A 24,021-nucleotide genomic window follows, 5' to 3' on the forward strand; every position below is an offset into this window, starting at 1 on the left:
AAGTTTAACATAGGTTTGAGGAATTTATAACGTTCTCATTTTAGTACAACATTTTCACCTCTTTGACATCAAAAAATTGAATGGAATCATCTTCTAATAAAACAGCCAACTTTCCTTCTTGCGTAACTTCCTGAATCTTACCTACAAAGCGATTTCCTGCAACCGATTCAAAAGCGGAAACTACATTTTTTTTAAACAAAATTTGATGATAAGCGTCCCAAAAATGAGTTTCTCCTAAAATTGGCAATTGTTTTAAATTGAATTCCAACTGATTTACAATAGAAATTAGCATCGCTTCTTTATCAAAAATTTTATTTTCCAACAAAAATAAAGACGACGCTTGAGGTAAATTTTCAAATTGAGATTGATTTACATTCAAACCAATTCCGATTATCGATTGTACTTCGCCTGAATTTTTGAACGTATTTTCAATCAAAATGCCACCAATTTTTTTATTTTCTGCCAAAATGTCGTTTGGCCATTTGATGACAAAATTTAAATTACTAACTGATTTTAAAGCTTCAACAATACTCAAAGCTATAATGATATTCAATGTAAAAAGACTCGTAATTCCTTCAACTCTTTGATTATATAAAACACTAAAAGTTAGATTCTTACCTAATTCAGAAACCCATCCAGAACCTCTTTGACCTTTACCTTCTGTTTGCGATTCGGTACTTACAACTGTGAAATTTTCGCAGCTTTCTTGAGCAGAAAGTGCTTTTAAAAAACGGTTGGTTGAATCTATGGCATCGAGTTTGATTATTCTCATAATATAATAACAAAATTTAATCTTATGTTAAGGTTCAAAAATAATCACAAAAAATGATACCTTTGCATAAATAGAAAAATAATAAATGGCGAAGAAGCAGATTAATAATGATGATTTATTAGCAAACATCATCAAAGGGATTGAAGAAGTTAAAGGAGAAAATATTGATATTCTTGATTTAAGAGAAATTGACAACACGGTTTGTGATTACTTTGTAATTTGCAATGGAAATTCAAATACACAAGTAAATGCAATTGTAGGTTCAATTCAAAAAATCGTTTCTAAAGAGTTAAAAGATAAACCTTGGCACGTTGAAGGTGCTGAAAATGGAGAATGGGTTTTAATGGATTACGTTAACATTGTGGTACACGTTTTTCAAAGACACATTCGCGACTACTACCGAATTGAGAGTTTATGGGGTGATGCAAAAATCACTACCATTGAATCAAAATACTAAAAAATTTTATGGCACAAAATAATAATTCTGGATTTAAGTTTAGTCCGTGGATGAGTATTGTACTTGTCTTGGCTATTTTTTTTACGATAAGTTTATTTACCAAAGGTATTGATTTAAGCAATCCTGCGCCTACAACATTATCAAAATTCTACCAATTTTTAGATAAAAATCAGGTAGAAAAAGTGGTGTTTACCAATACTAAAGCTACTGTTTATTTAAAGAAAACAGCTTTAACAGACAAAACACACGACAAAGTAAAGAATGATGTTTTAAACAAATTAAACACCAAAGGTCCTCACTATTTCTTTGAAATAGGTGATTTAAAAACCTTTCAAGAAAATTTACAAAAAGCATCTAACGAAGGTAAACTTTCAGAATATGAAAAAGAACCAGAAAGCATGTGGGGCGAACTTATCTCAATGCTTTTACCAATTGTAATATTAATTGGATTGTGGATTTTCATGATGCGAAGAATGTCAGGTGGTTCTGGAGGTGGCGGAGGTCAAATCTTTAGCATTGGAAAATCAAAAGCTAAATTATTTGATGAAAAAAACGATACAAGAGTAACTTTTGAAAACGTTGCTGGATTAGAAGGAGCTAAAGAAGAAATTCAAGAAATTGTAGAATTCTTGAAAAACCCTGAAAAATATACTTCCATTGGAGGAAAAATTCCAAAAGGAGCTTTATTAGTAGGTCCTCCAGGAACAGGTAAAACCTTATTAGCAAAAGCTGTTGCTGGTGAAGCTAAAGTACCTTTCTTCTCATTATCAGGTTCTGATTTTGTGGAAATGTTCGTTGGTGTTGGTGCTTCTCGTGTGAGAGATTTATTCAAACAAGCCAAAGAAAAATCACCAGCCATTATTTTTATCGATGAGATTGACGCCGTAGGTAGAGCTCGTGGAAAGAACAACATGACAGGTGCTAACGACGAAAGAGAAAACACATTGAATCAGTTATTAACTGAAATGGATGGTTTTGGAACTAATTCAAACGTAATCGTATTAGCTGCAACCAACCGTGCTGATGTTTTAGACAAAGCATTATTACGTGCAGGTCGTTTTGACAGACAAATTTACGTAGACTTACCAGACATTAGAGAACGTAAAGAAATTTTTGAAGTGCATTTAAAACCTTTGAAAAAATCTGAAGAATTAGACACTGAATTCTTAGCAAAACAAACACCAGGATTCTCAGGTGCTGATATTGCTAATGTTTGTAACGAAGCTGCTTTAATTGCTGCTCGTAACGACAAAAAAGCTGTTGACAAACAAGATTTCTTAGACGCTGTTGATAGAATCGTTGGTGGTTTAGAAAAGAAAAACAAAATCGTAACTCCAGAAGAAAAACGCGCTATCGCAATTCACGAAGCGGGTCACGCAACAGTGAGTTGGATGTTAGAACACGCAGCTCCACTGGTAAAAGTAACAATTGTTCCTCGTGGACAAAGTTTAGGTGCCGCTTGGTATTTACCAGAAGAAAGACTGATTGTTCGTCCTGACCAAATGCTAGACGAAATGTGTGCTACTATGGGTGGTCGTGCTGCTGAAAAAGTAATTTTCAATAAAATTTCAACTGGTGCGTTGAGCGATTTAGAGAAAGTTACGCGTCAAGCAAGAGCTATGGTAACCATTTATGGATTGAATGACAAGCTTGGAAATATTACTTATTACGATTCAACAGGACAATCTGACTATAATTTTTCAAAACCATATTCAGAAGAAACGGCTAAAGTTATCGATACTGAAATTTCAAAATTAATAGAAGAACAGTACGAAAGAGCGATTCATCTGTTAGAAACAAATAAAGAAAAATTAACGCAATTAGCTGATATTCTGATTGAAAAAGAAGTTATTTTCAAAGATGATTTAGAAACCATTTTTGGGAAAAGACCTTTTGATAAAGAAGTTGCTATAACTATTGAAAACACAACCGAAAACACGGTTTCTGAATAAGTAACTTATCAACAAAATTATATTAATAAAAATCTTAGTTCTGCATGCAAAGAACTAAGATTTTTTTTATCTTTGATTTTCACACTATAAAAAACGACTAAAGATACATGAGTCTTTTTAGAAAATTTTTTGGCACATCATCAGAAGAAGAAGACAATGACAAAAAGCAAGAAGTCAAGAGTCCATATTCACCAGATACTACATTGCCAATAGACGAACAATTTACTTTCAATTTCAAAGGAAATGGAGGTAAATTTATTTATTGTGAGAATTTAGATGAAATTGCAGAGAATTTTGAAAATATATTAGCAGAAAACGATTGGTTTGAATGTAACGCACAATGTTTTGACAACCGATTACTTTATTTACTAAACGATAATAAATTAACTCACGATAATTCATCAACTCCAGTATTTTTTCTTTCTTCTTGCGAAAATTTAATTGCTGATGAGGGTTCTATTTTATTCTCTTCTAACCAATTCAAACACTTTAAACCTAACGAACTTCCGACAAACATGATTGTTTTTGCAACAACAAGTCAGATAGTAAATAGCAAAAGTGATGGATTGAGGCGAATTAAAAGCACTCACGAAAAAAATTACCCTTCTAATATTACCACCATAAAATATTTTGAAGAAGTAAAAGAACAAGATTTTCTTCACTACGGAAGTTGCCATAAAAATCTTTATTTACTTCTTTTAGAGGATTTATAATGAATGAAACGCTAAAAAGAGCATTATCTGGAGCCGTTTATGTTGCATTACTATTAGGCTGTATTTCTTATTCTAGAGAGGGTTTAGCTATTCTTTTTGGTGCATTTTTAGTGATTGGAGTTTACGAATTCTGTAAAATGTGTGGCTTAAATTTCTATATAAGTATTCCAATAGCAGCAGGTTCTTATTATTACTTATGGAATAAGAACTCAGACTTAAACTTAAATACCGCTTTAACAGCTATTTCGATTGTTACTTCCATAAAATTATTGTTGTATTTATTTAATGCCAATAAAACTCACTTTAAAATTTACACCAAATACTTTTTGCTCTTTGGTTACGTAATCCTTCCATTCATTATAGCAAATTATGTAGCAATGGGAGTTAAAGGCTACAATCCAAAAATTTTAATTTCCATTATAATTTTAATTTGGGCTAACGACACTTTTGCTTATTTAGTTGGAAAAAACTTTGGAAAAAACAAACTATTCCCAAGCGTTTCTCCTAAAAAAACTATTGAAGGTTTTGCTGGAGGTTTGATGTTTACCATTATTGGAGGCGCTTTGTTAGCAAATTATTACATTATGGCATCAACACTTTATATTTGGATTGTTATTGCTGCTATTGTTAGTATTTTCAGTACGTTAGGCGATTTAATCGAATCGAAATTAAAACGTGTTGCTGGCATAAAAGATACCGGAAATATAATGCCTGGTCACGGAGGTATACTAGATCGACTAGATAGTATTATATTTGTAATTCCATTTATTAATTTATTTTATTTAATTTTATACTATGTTTCATAAAGAAGGTTCAAAAATCATTTTTATTACACTACTTATAGTAGTTGCAATTATTTTCTTAACCGATGCATTTGTTTCTATAAATTGGTTACGAACTATTTTATATTTATTTGCATTAGTAATTTTAGTATTGGTTTTACAATTCTTCAGAAACCCAACACGTGTTGCTGATAATAGCGATAATCATATTCTAGCTCCAGTAGATGGAAAAGTAGTTGTTATTGAAGAAGTATTTGAGCCTGAATATTTCAAAGATAAACGCTTGATGGTTTCTATTTTTATGTCGCCAATAAATGTTCACGTTACGCGTTATTGTGTAAACGGAATCGTAAAATACAGCAAATATCATCCAGGAAAATACTTAGTAGCTTGGCATCCAAAAGCAAGTGAAGAAAATGAGAGAACTACTGTAGTTATCAATAATAGAATCTATGGTGAAATTTTATATCGCCAAATTGCTGGTGCTTTAGCAAGACGTATTGTAAATTACGCACAAGAAGGCATGCGTGTAGTTCAAGGTAAAGATGCTGGGTTCATTAAATTTGGCTCAAGAGTAGATATTTACTTACCATTAGGGACTGAAATCAATGTAAAATTAGGTGATAAAGCTATCGGAAATAAAACCGTTATTAGTAAAAAAGCATAAAGAATGAGCGAAAAGGATTTAAATACATTATTTGATGAAGCATTTGCTAATGCACAATTGATTCCACAAGAATCAGTGCCACAGGATATGCAATTGGTATTGTATGGTTTGTACAAACAAGCTACATCCGAAACTTCAAACCCTTTATTATTTCAAAACCCTCAGGATATTAGAAATGCGTTCAAATTAAATGCTTGGATGCAAGTAAAAAATCTTCCTCCTGATGAAGCCAAAGCGGAATACATCAAAATCATCAATCAATTACTGAAAGAACGTAACCTATAATCTGCATTACAAATGAAAAAGTCACTATTGATTTTGGCTTGTATATCATTTATGATGACGAGCTGTAGAAAAGAAAACGAATTAGAAGAAGTAAAAATTCCCGACCCTGAAGTAGAAACAAAAATTTCAGCCCTAGGAAATCCAGCAGATGTTAAAGTTACCGAAGGCGGAATCTTTCAAATGCGCGGTTTAAAATACGCTTACGACGATTTACAACCTCACATAGATGGACGTACAATGGAAATTCATTATTCGAAACATCATTTGGGTTACGCTAATAAATTAAACAAAGCCGTTATTGGTACTGATTTAGAATTAAAAACCGTAGAAGACATCTTAAAAAACTTAGATGTCAACAACAAAGAAATCAGAAATAATGCTGGAGGATACTACAACCACAATTTATTTTTCGAAATTTTAAACCCAAAAGGCGGCGGCACTCCAAAAGGAGCTTTGGCAGAAGCCATTACCTCAGAACTAGGTTCGTTTGACAACTTACAAAAACAACTTACTGAAGCAGCTTCAGGACAATTTGGAAGCGGTTGGGCATGGCTAGTAGTTACTCGTGATGGAAAATTAGCTGTTACTAGTACTGCCAATCAAGACAATCCATTAATGCCAAATGCAGAAGTTAGAGGAACACCAATTTTAGCCATTGATGTTTGGGAACACGCTTACTACTTAAATTACCAAAACAAGCGAAACGAATATTTAACCGCTATTTTCAATGTAATTGACTGGAATGTAGTAAATGCTAAATACGAAACTGCAATTAGCAAAATTTAATATCATTATTTTTAAATATTTTACTAGTCTAGCTTTCGCTAGACTTTTTTTTTACAAAAAAGTAGTAAAAAAATACATTTTAGTAAAAATATGCAGAAAAACTACAGCAACCACTCCAACAAAACCTCTTAATTTTGACCTATCTAAATTTGAAAGTTGCTTCAAAACTATTTTCCTTACAATAGTTTTGGACTAGTTAGTGTTAAATAATTTAAGGGGTTAAAAGTATTTCACTAACAAATTGCAATGTAATGAGCATATCATTGCAATGAACTAAGAGCACTTGAAGTATTTTATTAATTTGGGTTTAAATTCTCAAGTTGCTTACAAAAAAATCCCAATCTTTCGATTGGGATTTTCTTTTTATGTATTACTTCGTTAAGTACATTTTTCTTCTTGCGTACAAATCGTAGAATTGATCGTCTTTTAAATCATCTATGAATAAGATACTTTCTCCCGTTGATTTCATTTCTGGTCCTAATGCTTTGTTTACATTTGGAAACTTACTAAAAGAGAACACCGGTTGCTTAATCGCATAACCATTAAGTTTCGGATTAAAAGTAAAATCAGTTACTTTATTATGACCTAACATCACTTTTGTTGCATAATTTACATAAGGTTCTCCATAAGCTTTTGCAATAAATGGAACCGTTCGAGATGCTCTTGGATTCGCTTCGATAATATAAACCGTGTCATCTTTAATTGCAAATTGAATGTTGATTAATCCAACCGTTTTTAAAGCTGTGGCAATTTTCTTCGTGTGATCTTTGATTTGTTGCATTACAAATTCGCCCAAGTTAAACGGAGGCAAAGTTGCATTACTATCTCCCGAATGTACCCCACAAGGCTCGATGTGTTCCATAATTCCTATGATGTACACATTTCCATCGGCATCGCAAATTGCGTCTGCTTCTGCTTCGATAGCACCATCTAAATAATGATCTAACAACAATTTATTTCCTGGAATCGATTTTAATAAATCAATTACGTGTTCTTCTAATTCTTGTTTGTTGATTACGATTTTCATTCCTTGTCCACCCAATACATACGAAGGACGCACTAATAATGGAAAGTCTAACGAATCTGCTAATTTTGATGCTTCTTCAGCACTTTCAGCAATTCCAAACTTAGGGAATGGAATGTTTAATTCGGTTAACAAATCAGAGAAACGTCCTCTATCTTCCGCTAAATCCAAAGCATCGAATGAAGTTCCTAAAATTTTGATTCCGTATTTTGCTAACTTTTCCGCTAATTTCAAAGCCGTTTGTCCACCTAACTGAACGATTACACCTTCTGGTTTTTCGTGTTGGATGATATCGTAAATATGTTCCCAAAAAACTGGCTCGAAATACAATTTGTCAGCTGTATCAAAATCGGTAGAAACCGTTTCTGGATTACAGTTAATCATGATGGTTTCATAACCACATTCTTTTGCTGCTAAAACTCCGTGAACACAAGAATAATCAAACTCAATTCCTTGTCCAATTCGGTTTGGTCCAGAACCTAAAACCACTACTTTTTTCTTATCGGTAACAATACTTTCGTTGTGAACATATTTTGTTCCGTCTGCTTTTTCAATTTCTGCTTCAAAAGTCGAGTAGAAATAAGGCGTTACTGCTTTAAATTCTGCCGCACACGTATCTACTAATTTGTAAACACGTTTGATATTTTGTTCGTCACGCAATTTGTGTACTTGACTTTCCAAACAACCCATCATGTGAGCAATTTGACGGTCTCCGTAACCCTTTTGTTTTGCTTCTAACAGCAATTCTCTTGGTAACGTATCAATTTTATAATTCGAAATTTCTCTTTCTAAATGGAATAATTCTTCATATTGCTTTAAGAACCACATGTCGATTTTAGTAATCTCATGAATTCTGCTTAATGGAATTCCCATTGCAATTGCATCGTAGATTACGAAAACTCTGTCCCAACTTGCGAAAGTTAGTTTTTCGATGATTTGTTCGTAGTTTTTGTAACCTTTTCCGTCTGCTCCTAATCCATTACGTTTGATTTCTAACGACTGAGTAGCTTTGTGAAGCGCTTCTTGGAACGAACGTCCAATTCCCATTACTTCTCCAACTGATTTCATTTGTAAACCTAAAGTTCTGTCTGAACCTTCAAATTTATCGAAATTCCAACGTGGTATTTTTACGATTACATAATCTAATGTCGGCTCAAATAAAGCAGAAGTCGATTTAGTAATTTGATTTTGTAATTCATCTAAGTTATACCCTAACGCTAATTTCGTTGCGATTTTAGCAATTGGATAACCTGTTGCTTTTGAAGCTAAAGCCGAAGAACGAGAAACACGAGGATTGATTTCAATCGCTACGATATCTTCTTTATCATCAGGCGAAACCGCGAATTGCACGTTACATCCACCCGCAAAATTTCCGATAGAACGCATCATTAAGATGGCCATATCTCTCATTTTTTGGAAAGTTGTGTCCGATAAAGTCATCGCAGGCGCCACCGTAATAGAATCTCCAGTATGAATTCCCATTGGATCCATATTTTCGATTGTACAGATAATTACTACGTTATCGTTGCTATCTCGTAATAACTCTAATTCGTATTCTTTCCAACCCATTAAGGCTTTATCGATTAAGACTTCATGAATTGGAGAAGCTTCTAAACCGTAAGTTAAAGCCGCATCAAAATCTTCTTTTTTATAAATGATAGCTGCACCCGTTCCACCTAATGTAAATGAAGGACGAATTACTAACGGGAAACCAAATTCTTGCTCAATTTCTTTACCTTTTAAGAAAGAGTTAGCCGTTTTAGCTGGTGCTTGAGGAATTCCGATTTTATTTAATAAGTTTTTGAATTGCTCTCTATCTTCGGTAATATTGATGGCATTGATATCTACACCAATTAATCTTACGTTGAAATCTTTCCAAATTCCTTTTTCATCGGCTTCAATCGCTAAATTAAGCGCCGTTTGCCCACCCATTGTTGGTAAAACAGCATCAATTTGTGGATGCGCTTTTAGAATTTCGATAATTGATTTAGTGGTAAGTGGTTTTAAGTAAACATGATCCGCCATCGATGGGTCGGTCATAATCGTTGCAGGATTGGAGTTAATTAAGATAACTTCAATTCCTTCTTCTCTTAATGAACGCGCTGATTGAGAACCTGCGTAGTCGAATTCGCAAGCTTGACCAATAACGATAGGTCCAGATCCAATAATTAAAACCGATTTGATTGTGGTGTCTTTAGGCATTGTGTTGTTGTTTTGTTGTTTTGTTGTTTTGTTGTTGTGGGTTGTAGTTATATTGTGATTATAAAATTACTAATTTTCAAAGAGTTGCACTGAAAAGAGCGTTAAAACTTATTCAAATTTTATAAACAGTTTAAAAAAAAGCCGCTACTAATAAAAGTAACGGCTGATATATTGTTTTAAGCTAAAACATTATTTTTTGTGTCTTGGTTCGCAAGAAACAGTTAACTTATGTCTTCCTTTAGCTCTTCTACGAGCAAGCACTTTTCTTCCATTAGCAGAAGCCATTCTATCCATGAAACCGTGCTTATTTCTTCTTTTTCTTTTTGATGGTTGAAACGTTCTCTTACTCATTGTAGTATCTTTTAAAATCTATAAATAAAAATCTTTTTTAAAACTCATAGGTTTCCTATCCTGAAAACCGAGTGCAAATATACAAAGACTTTTTTCATTCGCAAGTACTTTTTTAAAAATATTTTTAATTGATTTTATTACCTTTGCATCAAACAAAAAATAACAATATGTTTCACAAAAATATCAAATTAGTTTTAGCAGCCTTAGTTATAGCATTCGGAATTTATCAATTCACAGAAAATAATATAGGTAATGGTATCTTTTTACTATTATTTTCTACCATTTTTATTTTCTTATATTTTAAAAACGAATTCATTTTATTAGCTTTTTTAAAATTAAGAAAACAAGATTTTCCTGGCGCACAAAAATGGTTGGCACACATTAAAAACCCAGAAGCAGCTTTAGTAAAAAAACAACAAGGTTATTTTAATTACTTACATGGCTTAATGGTTTCGCAAACAAACCTTAATGAAGCTGAGCGTTATTTCAAAAAAGCAATTGCTTTAGGATTGTCTATGGACCAAGATTTAGCTTTAGCTAAATTACAATTAGCAGGAATTGCTATGACAAGAAGAAGAAAAATGGAAGCAACTTCTTTATTGAATGAAGCTAAGAAATTAGACAAACAAAATATGTTGAAAGATCAAATTAAAATGATGAAAGACCAAATGAAAAAAATGTAATTCACTCATTTTCAACACACAAAAGCACCTTTAGAGGTGCTTTTTTTGTTATTTTAACGAGTTATCTTTTCGTTTGACGAGTTTTTTAGTTTTGAGTATTTCATTTTCATAGCTTCGCTAAGTAAAAAAATAAAAATTCCCCTAGAATTGAATACCCACTATAATTTTTATAGGAAGATTTATAAAAAAAAGATGGAAAAGGGGAAATTCCAACTTTAAAAAAATCGACTAAATAAACATGAAAAGATTAAAAATTATAGTGGCTTTTCAAAAGAAAAAACACTTGCAGATTAAACTTTGCTAGAGTATTTTTATTGATTTAAGCACTAATTCAACCATACAGAAAAACACCGTTTTGAGTCTCTCATAATTCTACTCTACCACTAACTCAAAATTTATTTTCTGTGTGGTTTTTATTTGCCCAATAACATTTTACCAGCAATTAATAAAAGAATAAAACCAAATACTTTCTTCAACATTTTTTGGTCTAAATTAACCGCCATTTTACTTCCAAAATACCCTCCAACAACAAAGAAAACAGCAATTATTCCAACATAGCGCCAATCGATATAACCTTCTTTATGATAGGTATACACCGCAATTGCCGTTACTGGAACTACTAAAACTGCTAAACTAGTTCCTTGAGCTTGATGTTGGTTAAAACCTAAAAACAACACTAACAAAGGCACCATAACAACACCTCCACCTACTCCAACTAATCCACTTAGAATTCCAGCTAAAATACCAATTAAGACTAAAGACAGAACTACTTGAATATCCATTGGGCGTTTATTGTTTGTTATATCCTGAAGTTGGGATTTCGATTTCATATTTTTTACCTGTTGTAACCGTTAATTTTTTATCACGTAACCAAGGATTGTGAATTTTTAAAATTTTATAATTCACTCCTTGTGTTTTGGCAAACTTTGCTAAATCGGTAATCGAAGAATCAATTACTATTTTTTTCGTTGGGATATTATAATACAACGCTTCTTTTGGAATTGAAAAACCATACTTATCTGAATTTTTCATAATTTCTTTCAAGGCTAAAATTCTAAAAACATAACGAGATGTTTCTTCTGTAAGTAACAAATCGTAATAATTATCAACTTGTTGCTCTTCCATTTTTTTGGTAATTCCGTTCATTCCACCATTATACGAAGCTGCTGCTAACGTCCAAGAACCAAATTTTTCTTTAGCTACTAATAAATACTTACAAGCCGCTTCGGTTGATTTTTCTAAATGACAACGTTCATCAACCTCATCACTTACTTCCATTCCTTTTTCTTTAGCAGTTGCTGGCATAAATTGCCAAACACCTCTTGCTCCAGCTGGAGAAACTGCATTCACCAAACTACTTTCAATAACCGCTAAATATTTGAAATCATCTGGAACTCCATATTTTGCAAGAATTGGTTCAATTATCGGAAATACTTTATTCGCACGTTTAATAACTAAAGTGGTATTCGTATGATAATTCATATTGGTAATCATTTCTTTATCCAAACGCTCTTGAACATCTGCCATAAACGTTGGCACTTCTTCACCTGAAAAGTCCATTTTCAAACTATAACCTACTGGCGAATATTTCGTATCATTTGAAACTACTCCATAAATTAGAAAACTTGCTAAAAGAGCAACCGTTCCTAAAATCACTATCTTCTTCATATGCTTTTTCATTTTTTTAATCGTTTAGAATTAATTTAGGTAAATTTTCATTCAACCACTTGAACTTATTAATTATCATGATATGAGTTCCGCCTTTTACAACAATACATTTTTCAATGTTTTTGATTGGGAAAACCTCATCCGCATCACCATGAATATGAATTACCGATTCGTTTACTTCTTTTTGTTTCCAACACAAAATAGTTTCAATAGCCCAATCCAAATAATGCTTATCACGAACCGATAAATATTTTTCATACAACTTTAATCGCTTCGCTACAATGTTATCGCCAAATGCATATTTAACCAATTTTTCTATATCAGCTAAAAGTTGGGTTGGAATTAACTTATACGCTTTTGTTGTCTTCGCGACTTTAAAACGCTGTGGAAATTCGGCATTGGATTTTACACTTGAAATGATAATTACTTTACGAACTTTCATTTGCTTGGCCATTTCTTGCACCAAAACACCACCAAAAGAAACGCCAACTAAAACCGGATTTTCATCTTGAATTTTCTCAGTCATTCGAAGTGCATAACTTTCGATACTTTCTTTATCATTGGGCAAAAACCATTCCAAAAAATGCATTTCAAATTGGTCTTCTGGTAATTTTATATTTTCGAAAATAGTAGGACTTGCAGCCAAGCCAGGCATAAAATAAACCGGAATCTTACTCATTACCATTATTTTAAAAAAGTTTCGTAAATTTGCACCTAAATTGAAAGGCATCATGGAAATCAAAGATAATGAACTTTTAAGACAATTTGAAATTATTACCGAAACTGGCTTAGTTGCTATTGAGTATTCTATTCAAGAACGTAAACTTTTTTTAACCAAATTTTGCAATAATTCAAACGAAGATGAAGAGTTACACAACGAATTTATCAAAACTGTTTTAGAACTGGCGCAAGAACGAAAATTAAAAGTCGTTCCAACACACGCAAAATTTATCAGTTTCTTTAGAAAGAATCGAAAATTTCAAGAAATGTTGCCTCCTGGAATTAAGATTTAATTCTAAGAAAAATCCCAAGTCTATTAAACTTGGGATTTTTTTTATGCTTCTACGTTTATAAATTCCATTCTTACGCTTCCGTCTTCGTCAATCTTGGTTAGATTAATTTCGTGCAACGTATTGACTAATTCTGGATTCCAAGGTGTTTTTACTTTTACGTAATTTTCGGTAAATCCGTGAATGTAACCTTCTTTATTTTCACTTTCGAATAAAACTGTTCTGTTACTTCCAATTTGACTTTCATAAAACGCTCTTCTTTTCTTAACGGAAAGTCCGCGTAGCATTTTACTTCTTTTCGAACGCACATTAGCTGGCACTACTCCATCCATCTCAACCGCTTCTGTATTATCTCTTTCCGAATAAGTGAAAACATGCAAATAAGAAATATCTAAATCATTCAAAAAATGATACGTTTCTAAGAAATGTTCGTCAGTTTCACCTGGAAATCCTACAATAACATCTACTCCAATACAAGCATGCGGCATTACTTCGCGAATTTTTGCAACACGTTCTGTATACAATTCACGCATATAACGACGTTTCATCTTTTTCAAAATATCATTAGAACCCGATTGCAATGGAATATGAAAATGCGGCACAAATGTGCGACTTTGTGATACGAATTCAATCGTTTCGTTTTTCAATAGATTAGGTTCGATGGAAGAAATTCGCAAACGTTCGATACCTTCTACTTCATCTAATGCTTTTACTAAATCTAAGAAAGTGTGTTCGTGCTTTTTATTTCCGAATTCTCCTTTTCCGTAATCTCCAATGTTAACACCAGTAAGAACAATTTCTTTGATTCCTTGTTCTGAAATTTCTTTAGCGTTTTTCAATACATTTTCTAATGCATCACTTCTAGAAATTCCTCGTGCTAACGGAATCGTACAATAGGTACATTTATAATCGCAACCGTCTTGCACTTTTAAAAACGCACGAGTTCTATCACCAATTGAATAACTTCCTACATAAAAATCGGCTTCTTCGATTTCACATGAATGCACTTCACCCATGTCGTTTTTCGACAAGTCATTAATATAATCTGTGATTTTGAATTTTTCTGTCGCACCCAAAACTAAATCTACTCCATCAACTGCAGCTAATTCTTCTGGTTTTAATTGCGCATAACATCCAACGGCAGCAACAAATGCTTTATCATTCAGCTTCATTGCTTTTTTTACAATCTGCTTGAATTGTTTATCCGCATTATCGGTAACCGAACAGGTATTAATTACATAGATATCTGCAATTTCTTCGAAATCGACACGTTCAAAACCTTCATTTTGAAAATCACGTGCAATAGTAGACGTTTCTGAGAAGTTTAATTTGCATCCTAAAGTGTAGAACGCGACTTTTTTCTTGTTTTCCATAAGTAAAACTCAATTAATGAAATCGTTGTCAAAAAATTGAGAGTGCAAAGATAGTTAAATTTGAAAATTATTTCATTTGAAAATTTGAAAATGTAATTAGAGTCAAAGTAATATTCAAATCAATACATCTTCAAATTTTCAAATTATATTACTCTTTTCTATATTTCTTCGTTTCTTCAAAAACGTGTTCTAAAATTTTAGCGTCTTCTTCTGTGAATTCTACATGACGGCGACTCATTACAATTTTAGCGGTTTCGAAAGCTTTTTTAGTGATATAAGTAGTAAATCCTGAAGCGCCTCCCCATGAGAAACTTGGCACAAAATTTCTTGGAAATCCAGATCCAAAAATATTCGTTGAAACTCCAACCACTGTTCCCGTATTGAACATGGTATTGATACCACACTTACTATGATCTCCCATCATTAATCCACAGAATTGCAAACCTGTTCTGGCAAAACCTTCGGTTTCATAACTCCACAAACGCACTTCTTCGTAGTTGTTTTTTAAATTGGAATTATTCGAATCGGCTCCAATGTTACACCATTCTCCTAAAACGGAATTTCCTAAAAATCCATCATGTCCTTTATTAGAATACCCGAATAATACAGAGTTATTCACTTCGCCACCAATACGGCAATGTGGTCCAACAGTTGTTGCTCCGTAAACTTTCGTAGCTAATTTCACTTGTGCTTCTTCGCACAAAGCAAATGGTCCACGAATAACCGAACCTTCCATGATTTCAGCATTTTTTCCGATGTAAATTGGACCTGTAGAAGCGTTTAAGGTAACGAATTCTAACTTCGCTCCTTCTTCAATGAAGATGTTTTCAGGTGCAATTACGTTGACGCTTTTTGGAATGGGTTGGGAAAATCTATCTTCTGTAAGTAATTCAAAATCTTCACGAATGGCAGCATCATTCTTTGCGAAAATATCCCAAGTATTCTCTACTCGTAAAACCTCACCTTCATATTCAATTAATTCATATTCATCAAAATCTATATCTTCTTGTGTATCATTTGTATGAAAAGCGATGATTTCTTCTCCAAAAAGAATTGCTTCTTTAGGATTCAAATTTTGAACCATATCAATTAAAATCGGATTGGGTAAAAACGAAGCATTAATCATAATGTTTTGTTCCATTTCTACCATCGGATATTTTTCCATCAAATACTCTTCGGTAAGCGTGGTGGTGGTATATCCTAGATATTTTTCCCACTTTTCGCGAATTGTTAAAATTCCGATACGAATATCAGCAACTGGACGAGTAAAAGTAAAAGGAAGTAACGCATTGCGAACGGTTCCGTCAAAAAGTATATAGTTCATTATGTTGAATTGTTAAAGTGATGCATTGTTTAAAACAATACTCAAAAGTAGGAAGATTTAGGCAATAAAAAAAGCCTCACCTAAGTGAAGCTTTTCTCTATCTTGAAAAAGCGAAAAATTATTTAGCTTTTTTAGCGTATTTGCTGTTGAATTTATCGATACGACCTGCAGTATCAATAAGTTTAGATTTACCTGTGTAAAAAGGGTGAGACGTTCTAGAAATCTCCATTTTGAAAACTGGATACTCAACACCTTCGTGAGTAATAGTTTCTTTAGTTTCTACTGTAGATTTAGTGATAAAAACATCCTCATTAGACATGTCTTTGAAAGCAACTAATCTGTAATTTTCTGGGTGAATACCTTTTTTCATTTTGTAAATCTTTTATTAAGCGATTATAACTTGTTCCGCGGCTTTATTTCTATAAAGGTGTAAACATTTTATAACCTTTTGGTTTATAAACTTTTTTATTTGAGAGTGCAAAATTACATTTAATTTTTAATTTACCAATGTTTCTGTAACTTTTTTTTATTTTTTAACTCTTATATTACAACGATTAGAATTCTTATATTTGTAAATTAATTAAACCAGAACAAACTATGAACGAAATTATCAAAAAAAACGGAATTAACTTTGGTATTACATTAGGTGTATTAGGTATCGCATCTCAAATGATTGTGTATGCAATGGGAGGTATTTCTAAAGAAAATGCAATATTAAATTCAATACTTCAATTTGTGTTTTGGCTAGCTTTCCTAGCAATAAGAATTGTTCAATGTAACAAAACAAAAAAAGAGTTTAACGGTTTTATTTCTCTAAAAGAATTATTTACAACACTAACAGTTACTGTAATTATTGGAATCTTGATTTCACAATCATTCACTTTTTTATTCAATAATTTTATTGATGTAGAATACGGAAATGCCATGAATGAATTCATGAACGAACAACAGATTGTAGCTCAGAATGCTATGAAAAGCTTCACAAAAGTTACTAGTGAAGACCTAAAGAAAATTGCAGAAACTAATAATTTTTCCATATTAAATATTCTACAAGGAACATTGATTGCTTTTTTACTTTCATCAGTTATGAACTTAATTTTAGCAGCAATCTTCAAAAAAAATCAACCTGTATTCTAAATAAATGAATTTATCCATAGTTATCCCATTATTAAACGAACAAGAATCGTTACCCGAATTACACAATTGGATTGTGAAAGTAATGCAATCGCACAACTTTTCCTACGAAATCCTATTTATTGATGATGGTAGTACTGATGAATCTTGGAATGTTATTCAAAAATTATCTAATCAAAATTCAAATGTAAAAGGAATCCGTTTTCTTAGAAATTACGGAAAATCACAAGCCTTACATGCTGGTTTTGCAAAAGCTCAAGGTGATGTAGTAATTACCATGGATGCCGATTTACAAGATAGTCCAGATGAAATTCCAGAATTATTCCGTTTAATTAAAGAAGATAATTATGATTTGATTTCAGGTTGGAAGAAAAAGCGTTACGATTCGGTTGTAGCAAAAAATATTCCGTCTAAATTATTCAATTGGGCAGCTAGAAAAACGTCTGGTGTTCATTTAAATGATTTCAATTGCGGATTAAAAGCATACAAAAATATTGTCATCAAAAACATAGAAGTTTCAGGCGAAATGCACCGCTACATTCCTGTTTTAGCAAAAAATGCTGGATTTGGGAAAATCGGTGAAAAAGTCGTGATTCATCAAGCTAGAAAATATGGAAGTTCTAAATTTGGGATGAGCCGTTTTATCAATGGCTTTTTAGACTTGATTACGATTTGGTTTTTATCAACCTTCGGGAAGCGACCTATGCACCTTTTTGGATTATTAGGTTCTATAATGTTTATCATTGGATTTTTATTCGCGTTCTACTTAGGAATCGACAAATTATTCATCAACACTACAGGAAGATTAATCACCGAAAGACCACAATTTTACTTGTCGTTAACCGCAATGTTAATTGGAACACAATTATTCCTAGCCGGATTTTTAGGTGAAATTATCCTACGAACCAAAAACAACGAAGAACGTTATAAGATTAGTGAGGAGCTGGGAGTTTGAAGTTGAGAGTAAAACAGAATTATTAACTTTTTAAATTATATACGCCATGCAAAAATTAGAGATTATTACACAAAAAATTTATGAAATTAGAGGTCATAAAATAATGCTGGATTTTAATCTTGCAGAACTTTATGAAACTGAAACGAGAATTTTAAAACAAGCTGTTAAAAGAAATATTGAAAGATTTCCAGAAGATTTCATGTTTGAATTAACTGAAAGCGAAATTATTTTATTGGTGTCACAATCTGTGATACCATCAAAAAGTAAACTTGGAGGCGCCAAACCTTATGCGTTTACAGAACAAGGTGTTGCAATGCTTTCAAGTGTTTTAAACAATGAAAAAGCTATAGAAATAAATATAGCAATAATGAGAAGCTTTGTTTCTTTAAGAAAATTTGCTTTAACATATGAAGAGGTAACCAAAAGGCTCACAGAAGTTGAACAAAAATTTCCAGAAATTTACAAAGTATTAAATTATCTGATGGATACGCATCAGAAAAAAACAGAACAAAAAGAAAGAAGCAAAATTGGCTTCAAAAAGAAATAAGAATATGCATATCGAACAAAATATTTTAAACAAAGTAAACGAGTGGTTAACCCCAACATTTGACGAAGCAACTCGAAACGCTATAGAAGAAATGATGACTTCGGCTCCAAAAGAGTTAGAAGAAAGTTTCTATAAAAACTTAGAGTTTGGAACAGGCGGAATGCGCGGTGTTATGGGTGTTGGAACCAATCGTATCAACAAATATACATTAGGTAAAAACACGCAAGGATTATCGGATTATTTACACAAATCGTTTCCAAACGAACAATTAAAAGTAGCAATTGCTTACGATTGTCGCCATAACAGTGATACCTTAGCTAAAGTAGTTGCAGATGTTTTCTCTGCAAACGGAATTCACGTGTATTTGTTTTCGGATATGCGCCCTACTCCTGAATTATCATTTGCCGTTCGTTATTTGAATTGCCATGCAGGAATTGTGTTAACAGCTTCTCACAATCCACCAGAATACAACGGATACAAAGTATATTGGCAAGATGGCGGTCAATTAGTTCCACCACAAGATGCTGAAATTATCAAAGTAATCGAAGATTTAAAATACAGCGATATCAAATTCGAAGCGAATAACGATTTAATTGAATATATCGATGCTGAAGTAGACGAAGCTTTCGCAAAATCAACAGTTGAAAATGCAAGTTTTAACACGCCAGCAGAAGCTAAAGCGAATTTAAAAATCGTTTATACTTCTTTACACGGAACTTCGATTAAAGCGATTCCAAACGTTTTAGCAAAGGCAGGTTACACCGATGTAAATATCGTTCCAGAACAAGCGGAGCCTAATGGTGATTTTCCAACCGTAGTTTCTCCAAATCCAGAAGAACCAGAAGCGTTGTCGATGGCAATTGCTTTAGCTGAGAAAATTGGTGCGGATATGGTAGTTGGAACAGATCCAGATTCTGACCGTTTAGGTGTTGCTGTTCGTGATTTAGATGGAAAAATCAAATTATTGAATGGAAACCAAACAATGGTTATCATGACGGCTTTCCTATTAGAACAATGGAAACGAGCTGATAAATTCCAAGGAAATGAATTCATTGGTTCAACCATAGTTTCTACGCCAATGATGTTAGAATTAGCAGCAGCTTATGATGTGGAATGTAAAGTAGGATTAACAGGATTCAAATGGATTGCGAAATTTATTAAAGATTTCCCAAATCAGAAATTTGTGGGTGGTGGCGAAGAAAGTTTTGGTTTCATGGTTGGTGATGCCGTTCGTGATAAAGATGCGGTAGCCGCAATTTTATTAGTGAGTGAAATTGCAGCTCAAGCTAAGGCTTCTGGAAGTTCGTTATATCAAGAATTATTGAATTTATATATTGATTTTGGTTTCTATAAAGAACATTTGATTTCGATTACCAAAAAAGGAATTGAAGGTGCTAACGAAATCAAACAAATGATGATTGATTTACGCGAAAATCCAATGAAAGAAATCAACGGACAACGTGTGATTTGCATTGAAGACTATCAAGCTTCAAAAGGAAAAGATTTTATGAATAACGAAGAATTTGAAATTAATATTCCTAAATCTAACGTATTGATTTACTATTTGGAAGATGGAAGTAAAATCTGCGCTAGACCAAGCGGAACCGAACCTAAAATTAAATTTTATTTCAGTGTAAATGGAGTTTTAGATACCATTGAAAGCGCAAAATCAGTAGAAAAAGAATTGGATAACAAAATTGCAGAAATTATTTCGGCAATGAAATTAAACTAAATGGACGAAAATTTTAAAAAGATAATTCCGTATTTAAAACCGTATAAAAGTAATGTTATACTCAACATTATTTTTAACATTTTGTATGCGCTTTTCAGTACATTGTCATTCATTTCATTAATTCCAATGTTGGATGTATTGTTTAAAGATGCAGAAAAAATCGTTGAAGAACCAGTTTATACAGATATTTGGGACATTACTTCATATGGTAAAGATTATCTTTATTATTACATTACCAAGTTAACAGAAGAAAACGGTGCACAATACGCACTCTTATTAGTAGTTTGTATTGTAATTTCAACGTTTTTATTGAAAAACCTTTTTAATTATCTTGGATTAAACTATTTAACTATTGTAAAAAATGGTGTCTTAAAAGATTTGAGAAAAAATATGTTTGATAAAATCATCCAACTTCCTATTTCGTATTATTCCGAAAAGAGAAAAGGTGATGTTATGGCTAGAATGTTGGGCGATATTAATGAAGTCAAAAATTCTTTTTTCTCAATTTTAGAATTGGTAGTAAAAGAACCTATGACGATTCTTTTTACTATTGGAGCTATGATTTCAATTAGTTTTAAATTAACACTTTTTGTATTTGTTTTTATTCCAATTTCTGGATTTGTTATTTCGAAAATCGGTAAAAGTTTAAAATCAAAATCAGGCAGAGCGCAACAAGAAAATGGTTATTTGATTTCGGTTGTAGAAGAAAGTTTAGGAGGATTAAAAGTGGTAAAAAGTTATAATGCTGAAAAAAATATTATTTCAAAATTTAATGATTCAATCAACAGATTATTAAAACTTTCCATCAGTATTGAACGCAAAAACAATTTAGCTTCTCCGATGAGTGAATTCATGGGAATTGTCGTAATTGCGATTTTACTTTGGTACGGAGGAAACATGGTTTTAGTTGATAAATTAGCAAATGGCGAACCTATTCTTGAAGGATCAAAATTCTTAGCTTACATGGGATTGGCTTATAATATTCTAACTCCAGCTAAAGCGATTTCGAAAGCTTCGTATCAAGTTAAAAGTGGTTTAGCAGCTGCAGAGCGTGTATTCGAAATTTTAGAAGTTGAAAACACAATTACAAACAAAACTGATGCAGTCGTAAAAACTTCTTTTGAAGATAAAATAGCTATTGAAAATATCAATTTCAGATATGCAGAAGAAAATGTATTGAAAAACTTCTCTTTGGAAATTCCGAAAGGAAAAACGGTGGCATTAGTTGGGCAATCTGGTTCTGGAAAAAGTACTATTGCCAATTTATTGACACGTTTTTATGATGTTCAAGAAGGAACCGTAAAAATTGACGGAATCGACATTAAAGATATGACGTTAGAATCGCTACGTGATTTGATGGGATTGGTTACGCAAGATTCGATTTTGTTTAATGACACCATTAAAAATAATATTCGTTTAGGGAAAGAAGATGCAACAGATGAAGAAATTATTGCGGCTTTAAAAGTGGCTAATGCTTACGAATTCGTAAAAGTTTTACCAAACGGAATTGAAACTAACATCGGTGACGCAGGCGGAAAACTTTCGGGCGGACAAAAACAACGTTTATCGATTGCTCGTGCCGTTTTGAAAAATCCACCAATCATGATTTTAGATGAAGCAACTTCGGCTTTGGATACCGAAAGTGAAAAATTCGTTCAAGTTGCTTTAGAAAACATGATGCAAAACCGAACGTCAATTGTAATTGCGCACCGTTTATCTACCATTCAAAAAGCAGATAAAATTGTGGTAATGCACAAAGGTGAAATCTTTGAACAAGGAACACACGATGAATTATTAGCTTTGAATGGAACGTATTCGAAGTTGGTGATGATGCAGAGTTTCGAGTAAATTAGCACGCGGATAAAACGGATGCTTCGCAACGCTAATTTAAACAGATTTTGCTCTTTGAGGAATAATTTTGATTTTTGAACTTGTAATTGAACTTTAAAAATGTACATAAACCATCCAAATATCACTTTACCCGATGACAATGAAACCATTGTTTGGAAATATTTGGATTTGTCTAAATTTTTAGACATGTTGTTGTCGCAACAGTTGTTTATGTCGCGTTCGGATAAGTTTGAAGACCAATATGAAGGCACCTTTTCAGAACCTACTTTTGAAGAAATAAAGAAAATTGCCGCTAACAATCCAAAGTTTTTAGATTACTATAAATCACATCGCGAAAAAGTAGTGATTAGCAGTTGGCACATTAACGAATATGAATCGTTTGCTATGTGGCAGATTTTCACTCAAAATACAGAAGGTTTAGCGATTCAAACTACAATTGGCAGACTAAAAGAAGCTTTACAACCTGAAAGACAAACCGAACAATATATTGGCGCTGTAAATTACATCGATTACAAAAAAGAGTTTATTCCGTTTGAAGATACATTCTTTCCGTTCTTATTTAAACGTAAAAGTTTTCAATACGAAAGAGAAATTCGTATTATTTCAGACGTTTCGGCTAATGGAATGAAAATCGACAACGGATTAAAAGTAGATGTAAACTTGAATCAATTAATCGAAAAAATATATATTCACCCTAAAAGTGAAAACTGGTACAAAAAATTGGTAATTGAATTGGTTTCTAAACTAGGATTTGATTTTGAAATTGAAAAATCGGATTTAGAGAGTGATATTTTGATTTAGAGTTGGAACGCGGATGAAACGGATGCATTGCAGCTCGGATTAAGTCGGATTTTCTTTCATTATTTTAATGTCGTCCCTATGGGACTTTATTTCTATTTTACTTTATTGTTACCAAAATATCGTTCCTACGGAACTTTATTTACTTTGGAATTTAAAAATGCTGTTAGGCATGAAATATTGGTAAAAAAATCAATAGCAACTAAAATCCCGTAGGGATGACATTATTAATTCGGAGTATACATTTCCACTTTCCACTCATCTGCTAACAAGTTTACATAGTGGTAGTGTACTTTGTCGTTTTTATCAAAAGCACCGTTTTTGTTGATGTCTTCAATGCATCTAAAATACAAACGATTTTGAGCTTCAATGATATTCCAATCGATTAATTCAAGAAGATTTTCTGAAAGTTTAGTAAAATTCTCACCACTTGCCGAACTCAAATACAACGAACGAATATCATTTTGATTGATTTTTCCATCTTTATTAGTATCGGAATCTACTAATGTATAAACTATAATTTGCTTTTTAGTTTTAGTAGCAATTCCGTCTAAAAAAGTTGCGGTTTGAATTTGGATTTTCTTATCGGTTAAAGGTTTAACAGTAATTGAATCGATATGCTGAAAATTCAAATTATCGAAATAACCTGTAATTTCAAATCGGTTGTAATTAGAAATGGCATAACTAACCTGATTGGTTTTACTGCTTCCATACACTTTACTATTGGTATCATACACACGAACATCACCAACAGGATGAATTAAATATTTCGTTCCTTCCATCAAAATTGGCAAATCGGCCACTTTGATAGACGACGTATCTTTAGCTTCAACTTCTACCTTAGTTTTTCCTTCTTCGTAGATAACCTTTGGAGTTTCTGCTTCTTTCTTACAACTCATTAAAGTTGCAACCAAGCTAAAAGTAAAAAGAATACGTTTCATCTGTTTAAATTTTA

At 32.5% G+C, this 24,021-nt stretch carries 25 protein-coding genes; 15 read left to right on the forward strand and 10 right to left on the reverse strand.

Translation table 11 applies throughout. The features are described from left to right. Positions 1-40 precede the first annotated feature (40 nt). Entirely contained in the window at positions 41-772 is a 732-nt protein-coding gene (locus B0I03_RS12370) for a biotin--[acetyl-CoA-carboxylase] ligase (protein ID WP_111567753.1), read from the reverse strand. A gap of 85 nt (positions 773-857) precedes the next feature. Between B0I03_RS12370 and rsfS the strand changes: the two genes are divergently transcribed. The 7 genes from rsfS (at position 858) to B0I03_RS12405 (ending at position 6,414) form a co-directional block, all read left to right on the forward strand. Further along, complete coding sequence (rsfS, locus tag B0I03_RS12375; protein ID WP_111567754.1) at positions 858-1,229, forward strand: ribosome silencing factor; 372 nt, start codon at positions 858-860, stop codon at positions 1,227-1,229. Between the two features lie 8 nt (positions 1,230-1,237). Next, positions 1,238-3,181: an ATP-dependent zinc metalloprotease FtsH gene (ftsH, locus tag B0I03_RS12380; RefSeq protein ID WP_111567755.1), complete on the forward strand. Its 1,944-nt coding sequence runs from the start codon at positions 1,238-1,240 to the stop codon at positions 3,179-3,181. Positions 3,182-3,288: 107 nt separating this feature from the next. Next, positions 3,289-3,894, forward strand: a complete 606-nt coding sequence (locus B0I03_RS12385) for an LUD domain-containing protein (RefSeq protein ID WP_111567756.1) — start codon at positions 3,289-3,291, stop codon at positions 3,892-3,894. Continuing rightward, positions 3,894-4,700: a phosphatidate cytidylyltransferase gene (locus B0I03_RS12390; RefSeq protein WP_111567757.1), complete on the forward strand. Its 807-nt coding sequence runs from the start codon at positions 3,894-3,896 to the stop codon at positions 4,698-4,700. Before B0I03_RS12385 ends, B0I03_RS12390 begins: the two co-directional genes overlap by 1 nt. After that, positions 4,690-5,343, forward strand: coding sequence for a phosphatidylserine decarboxylase family protein (locus B0I03_RS12395; protein WP_111567758.1), 654 nt, complete (start codon positions 4,690-4,692; stop codon positions 5,341-5,343). The genes B0I03_RS12390 and B0I03_RS12395 overlap by 11 nt, the downstream gene beginning before the upstream one ends. Before the next feature lie 3 nt (positions 5,344-5,346). Next, the gene (locus tag B0I03_RS12400) at positions 5,347-5,628 is read left to right on the forward strand and encodes an acyl-CoA-binding protein (protein ID WP_111567759.1); all 282 of its coding nucleotides are present in this window, start codon (positions 5,347-5,349) and stop codon (positions 5,626-5,628) included. A 12-nt stretch (positions 5,629-5,640) separates the two neighbouring features. Beyond that, on the forward strand, positions 5,641-6,414 hold the full coding sequence (locus tag B0I03_RS12405) for a superoxide dismutase (RefSeq protein ID WP_317048056.1): 774 nt from the start codon (positions 5,641-5,643) through the stop codon (positions 6,412-6,414). 370 nt (positions 6,415-6,784) lie between these two features. Here B0I03_RS12405 and carB read toward each other — a convergent pair whose 3' ends face one another. After that, a complete protein-coding gene (gene carB / locus B0I03_RS12415) occupies positions 6,785-9,640 on the reverse strand; it encodes a carbamoyl-phosphate synthase large subunit (RefSeq protein WP_111567762.1) in 2,856 nt (951 codons plus the stop codon). 189 nt (positions 9,641-9,829) lie between these two features. Continuing rightward, positions 9,830-9,991 (reverse strand): 50S ribosomal protein L34, encoded by a 162-nt coding sequence (rpmH, locus tag B0I03_RS12420; protein ID WP_007136275.1) that lies wholly within the window; start codon positions 9,989-9,991, stop codon positions 9,830-9,832. Positions 9,992-10,158: 167 nt separating this feature from the next. Between rpmH and B0I03_RS12425 the strand changes: the two genes are divergently transcribed. Next, entirely contained in the window at positions 10,159-10,674 is a 516-nt protein-coding gene (locus tag B0I03_RS12425; RefSeq protein WP_111567763.1) for a DUF2892 domain-containing protein, read from the forward strand. A gap of 413 nt (positions 10,675-11,087) precedes the next feature. Here B0I03_RS12425 and B0I03_RS12430 read toward each other — a convergent pair whose 3' ends face one another. The 3 genes from B0I03_RS12430 to B0I03_RS12440 are packed head-to-tail and all read right to left on the reverse strand — an operon-like array spanning position 11,088 to position 13,021. After that, positions 11,088-11,456, reverse strand: a complete 369-nt coding sequence (locus B0I03_RS12430; RefSeq protein WP_111567799.1) for a sulfite exporter TauE/SafE family protein — start codon at positions 11,454-11,456, stop codon at positions 11,088-11,090. Positions 11,457-11,463: 7 nt separating this feature from the next. Then, positions 11,464-12,354 (reverse strand): lytic transglycosylase domain-containing protein, encoded by an 891-nt coding sequence (locus tag B0I03_RS12435; RefSeq protein ID WP_111567764.1) that lies wholly within the window; start codon positions 12,352-12,354, stop codon positions 11,464-11,466. 4 nt (positions 12,355-12,358) lie between these two features. After that, a complete protein-coding gene (locus tag B0I03_RS12440) occupies positions 12,359-13,021 on the reverse strand; it encodes an alpha/beta fold hydrolase (RefSeq protein ID WP_181452395.1) in 663 nt (220 codons plus the stop codon). A gap of 52 nt (positions 13,022-13,073) precedes the next feature. Between B0I03_RS12440 and B0I03_RS12445 the strand changes: the two genes are divergently transcribed. Beyond that, on the forward strand, positions 13,074-13,355 hold the full coding sequence (locus tag B0I03_RS12445; protein WP_111567765.1) for a GNAT family N-acetyltransferase: 282 nt from the start codon (positions 13,074-13,076) through the stop codon (positions 13,353-13,355). Positions 13,356-13,396: 41 nt separating this feature from the next. On the opposite strand, the gene mtaB is transcribed toward B0I03_RS12445, so the two are convergent. From mtaB to B0I03_RS12460, 3 genes are all read right to left on the reverse strand, one after another. Next, the gene (gene mtaB / locus B0I03_RS12450; RefSeq protein ID WP_111567766.1) at positions 13,397-14,725 is read right to left on the reverse strand and encodes a tRNA (N(6)-L-threonylcarbamoyladenosine(37)-C(2))-methylthiotransferase MtaB; all 1,329 of its coding nucleotides are present in this window, start codon (positions 14,723-14,725) and stop codon (positions 13,397-13,399) included. 148 nt (positions 14,726-14,873) lie between these two features. Further along, positions 14,874-16,049 (reverse strand): GlmU family protein, encoded by a 1,176-nt coding sequence (locus B0I03_RS12455; RefSeq protein WP_111567767.1) that lies wholly within the window; start codon positions 16,047-16,049, stop codon positions 14,874-14,876. A 118-nt stretch (positions 16,050-16,167) separates the two neighbouring features. Next, positions 16,168-16,419: a type B 50S ribosomal protein L31 gene (locus tag B0I03_RS12460; protein WP_026724762.1), complete on the reverse strand. Its 252-nt coding sequence runs from the start codon at positions 16,417-16,419 to the stop codon at positions 16,168-16,170. A gap of 227 nt (positions 16,420-16,646) precedes the next feature. Here B0I03_RS12460 and B0I03_RS12465 point away from each other — a divergent pair, with 227 nt between their 5' ends. The 6 genes from B0I03_RS12465 to B0I03_RS12490 all read left to right on the forward strand — a co-directional run bounded on the left by B0I03_RS12465 (position 16,647) and on the right by B0I03_RS12490 (position 23,069). Then, entirely contained in the window at positions 16,647-17,186 is a 540-nt protein-coding gene (locus tag B0I03_RS12465; RefSeq protein ID WP_111567768.1) for a DUF4199 domain-containing protein, read from the forward strand. A 4-nt stretch (positions 17,187-17,190) separates the two neighbouring features. Then, positions 17,191-18,138 carry a glycosyltransferase family 2 protein gene (locus B0I03_RS12470; protein WP_111567769.1) on the forward strand — a complete coding sequence of 316 codons (948 nt, stop codon included), beginning with the start codon at positions 17,191-17,193 and terminating at the stop codon, positions 18,136-18,138. A gap of 46 nt (positions 18,139-18,184) precedes the next feature. Beyond that, a complete protein-coding gene (locus tag B0I03_RS12475; RefSeq protein WP_111567770.1) occupies positions 18,185-18,685 on the forward strand; it encodes an ORF6N domain-containing protein in 501 nt (166 codons plus the stop codon). Positions 18,686-18,689: 4 nt separating this feature from the next. Beyond that, complete coding sequence (locus B0I03_RS12480; RefSeq protein ID WP_111567771.1) at positions 18,690-20,417, forward strand: phospho-sugar mutase; 1,728 nt, start codon at positions 18,690-18,692, stop codon at positions 20,415-20,417. Then, entirely contained in the window at positions 20,418-22,265 is a 1,848-nt protein-coding gene (locus B0I03_RS12485) for an ABC transporter ATP-binding protein (RefSeq protein ID WP_111567772.1), read from the forward strand. Positions 22,266-22,367: 102 nt separating this feature from the next. Continuing rightward, on the forward strand, positions 22,368-23,069 hold the full coding sequence (locus B0I03_RS12490) for a DUF2971 domain-containing protein (RefSeq protein ID WP_111567773.1): 702 nt from the start codon (positions 22,368-22,370) through the stop codon (positions 23,067-23,069). A gap of 224 nt (positions 23,070-23,293) precedes the next feature. On the opposite strand, the gene B0I03_RS12495 is transcribed toward B0I03_RS12490, so the two are convergent. After that, positions 23,294-24,007, reverse strand: a complete 714-nt coding sequence (locus B0I03_RS12495) for a hypothetical protein (RefSeq protein WP_111567774.1) — start codon at positions 24,005-24,007, stop codon at positions 23,294-23,296. Between the last annotated feature and the right edge of the window lie 14 nt (positions 24,008-24,021).

The sequence above is a fragment of the Flavobacterium aquaticum genome (assembly GCF_003259835.1).
Lineage (GTDB): Bacteria > Bacteroidota > Bacteroidia > Flavobacteriales > Flavobacteriaceae > Flavobacterium > Flavobacterium aquaticum.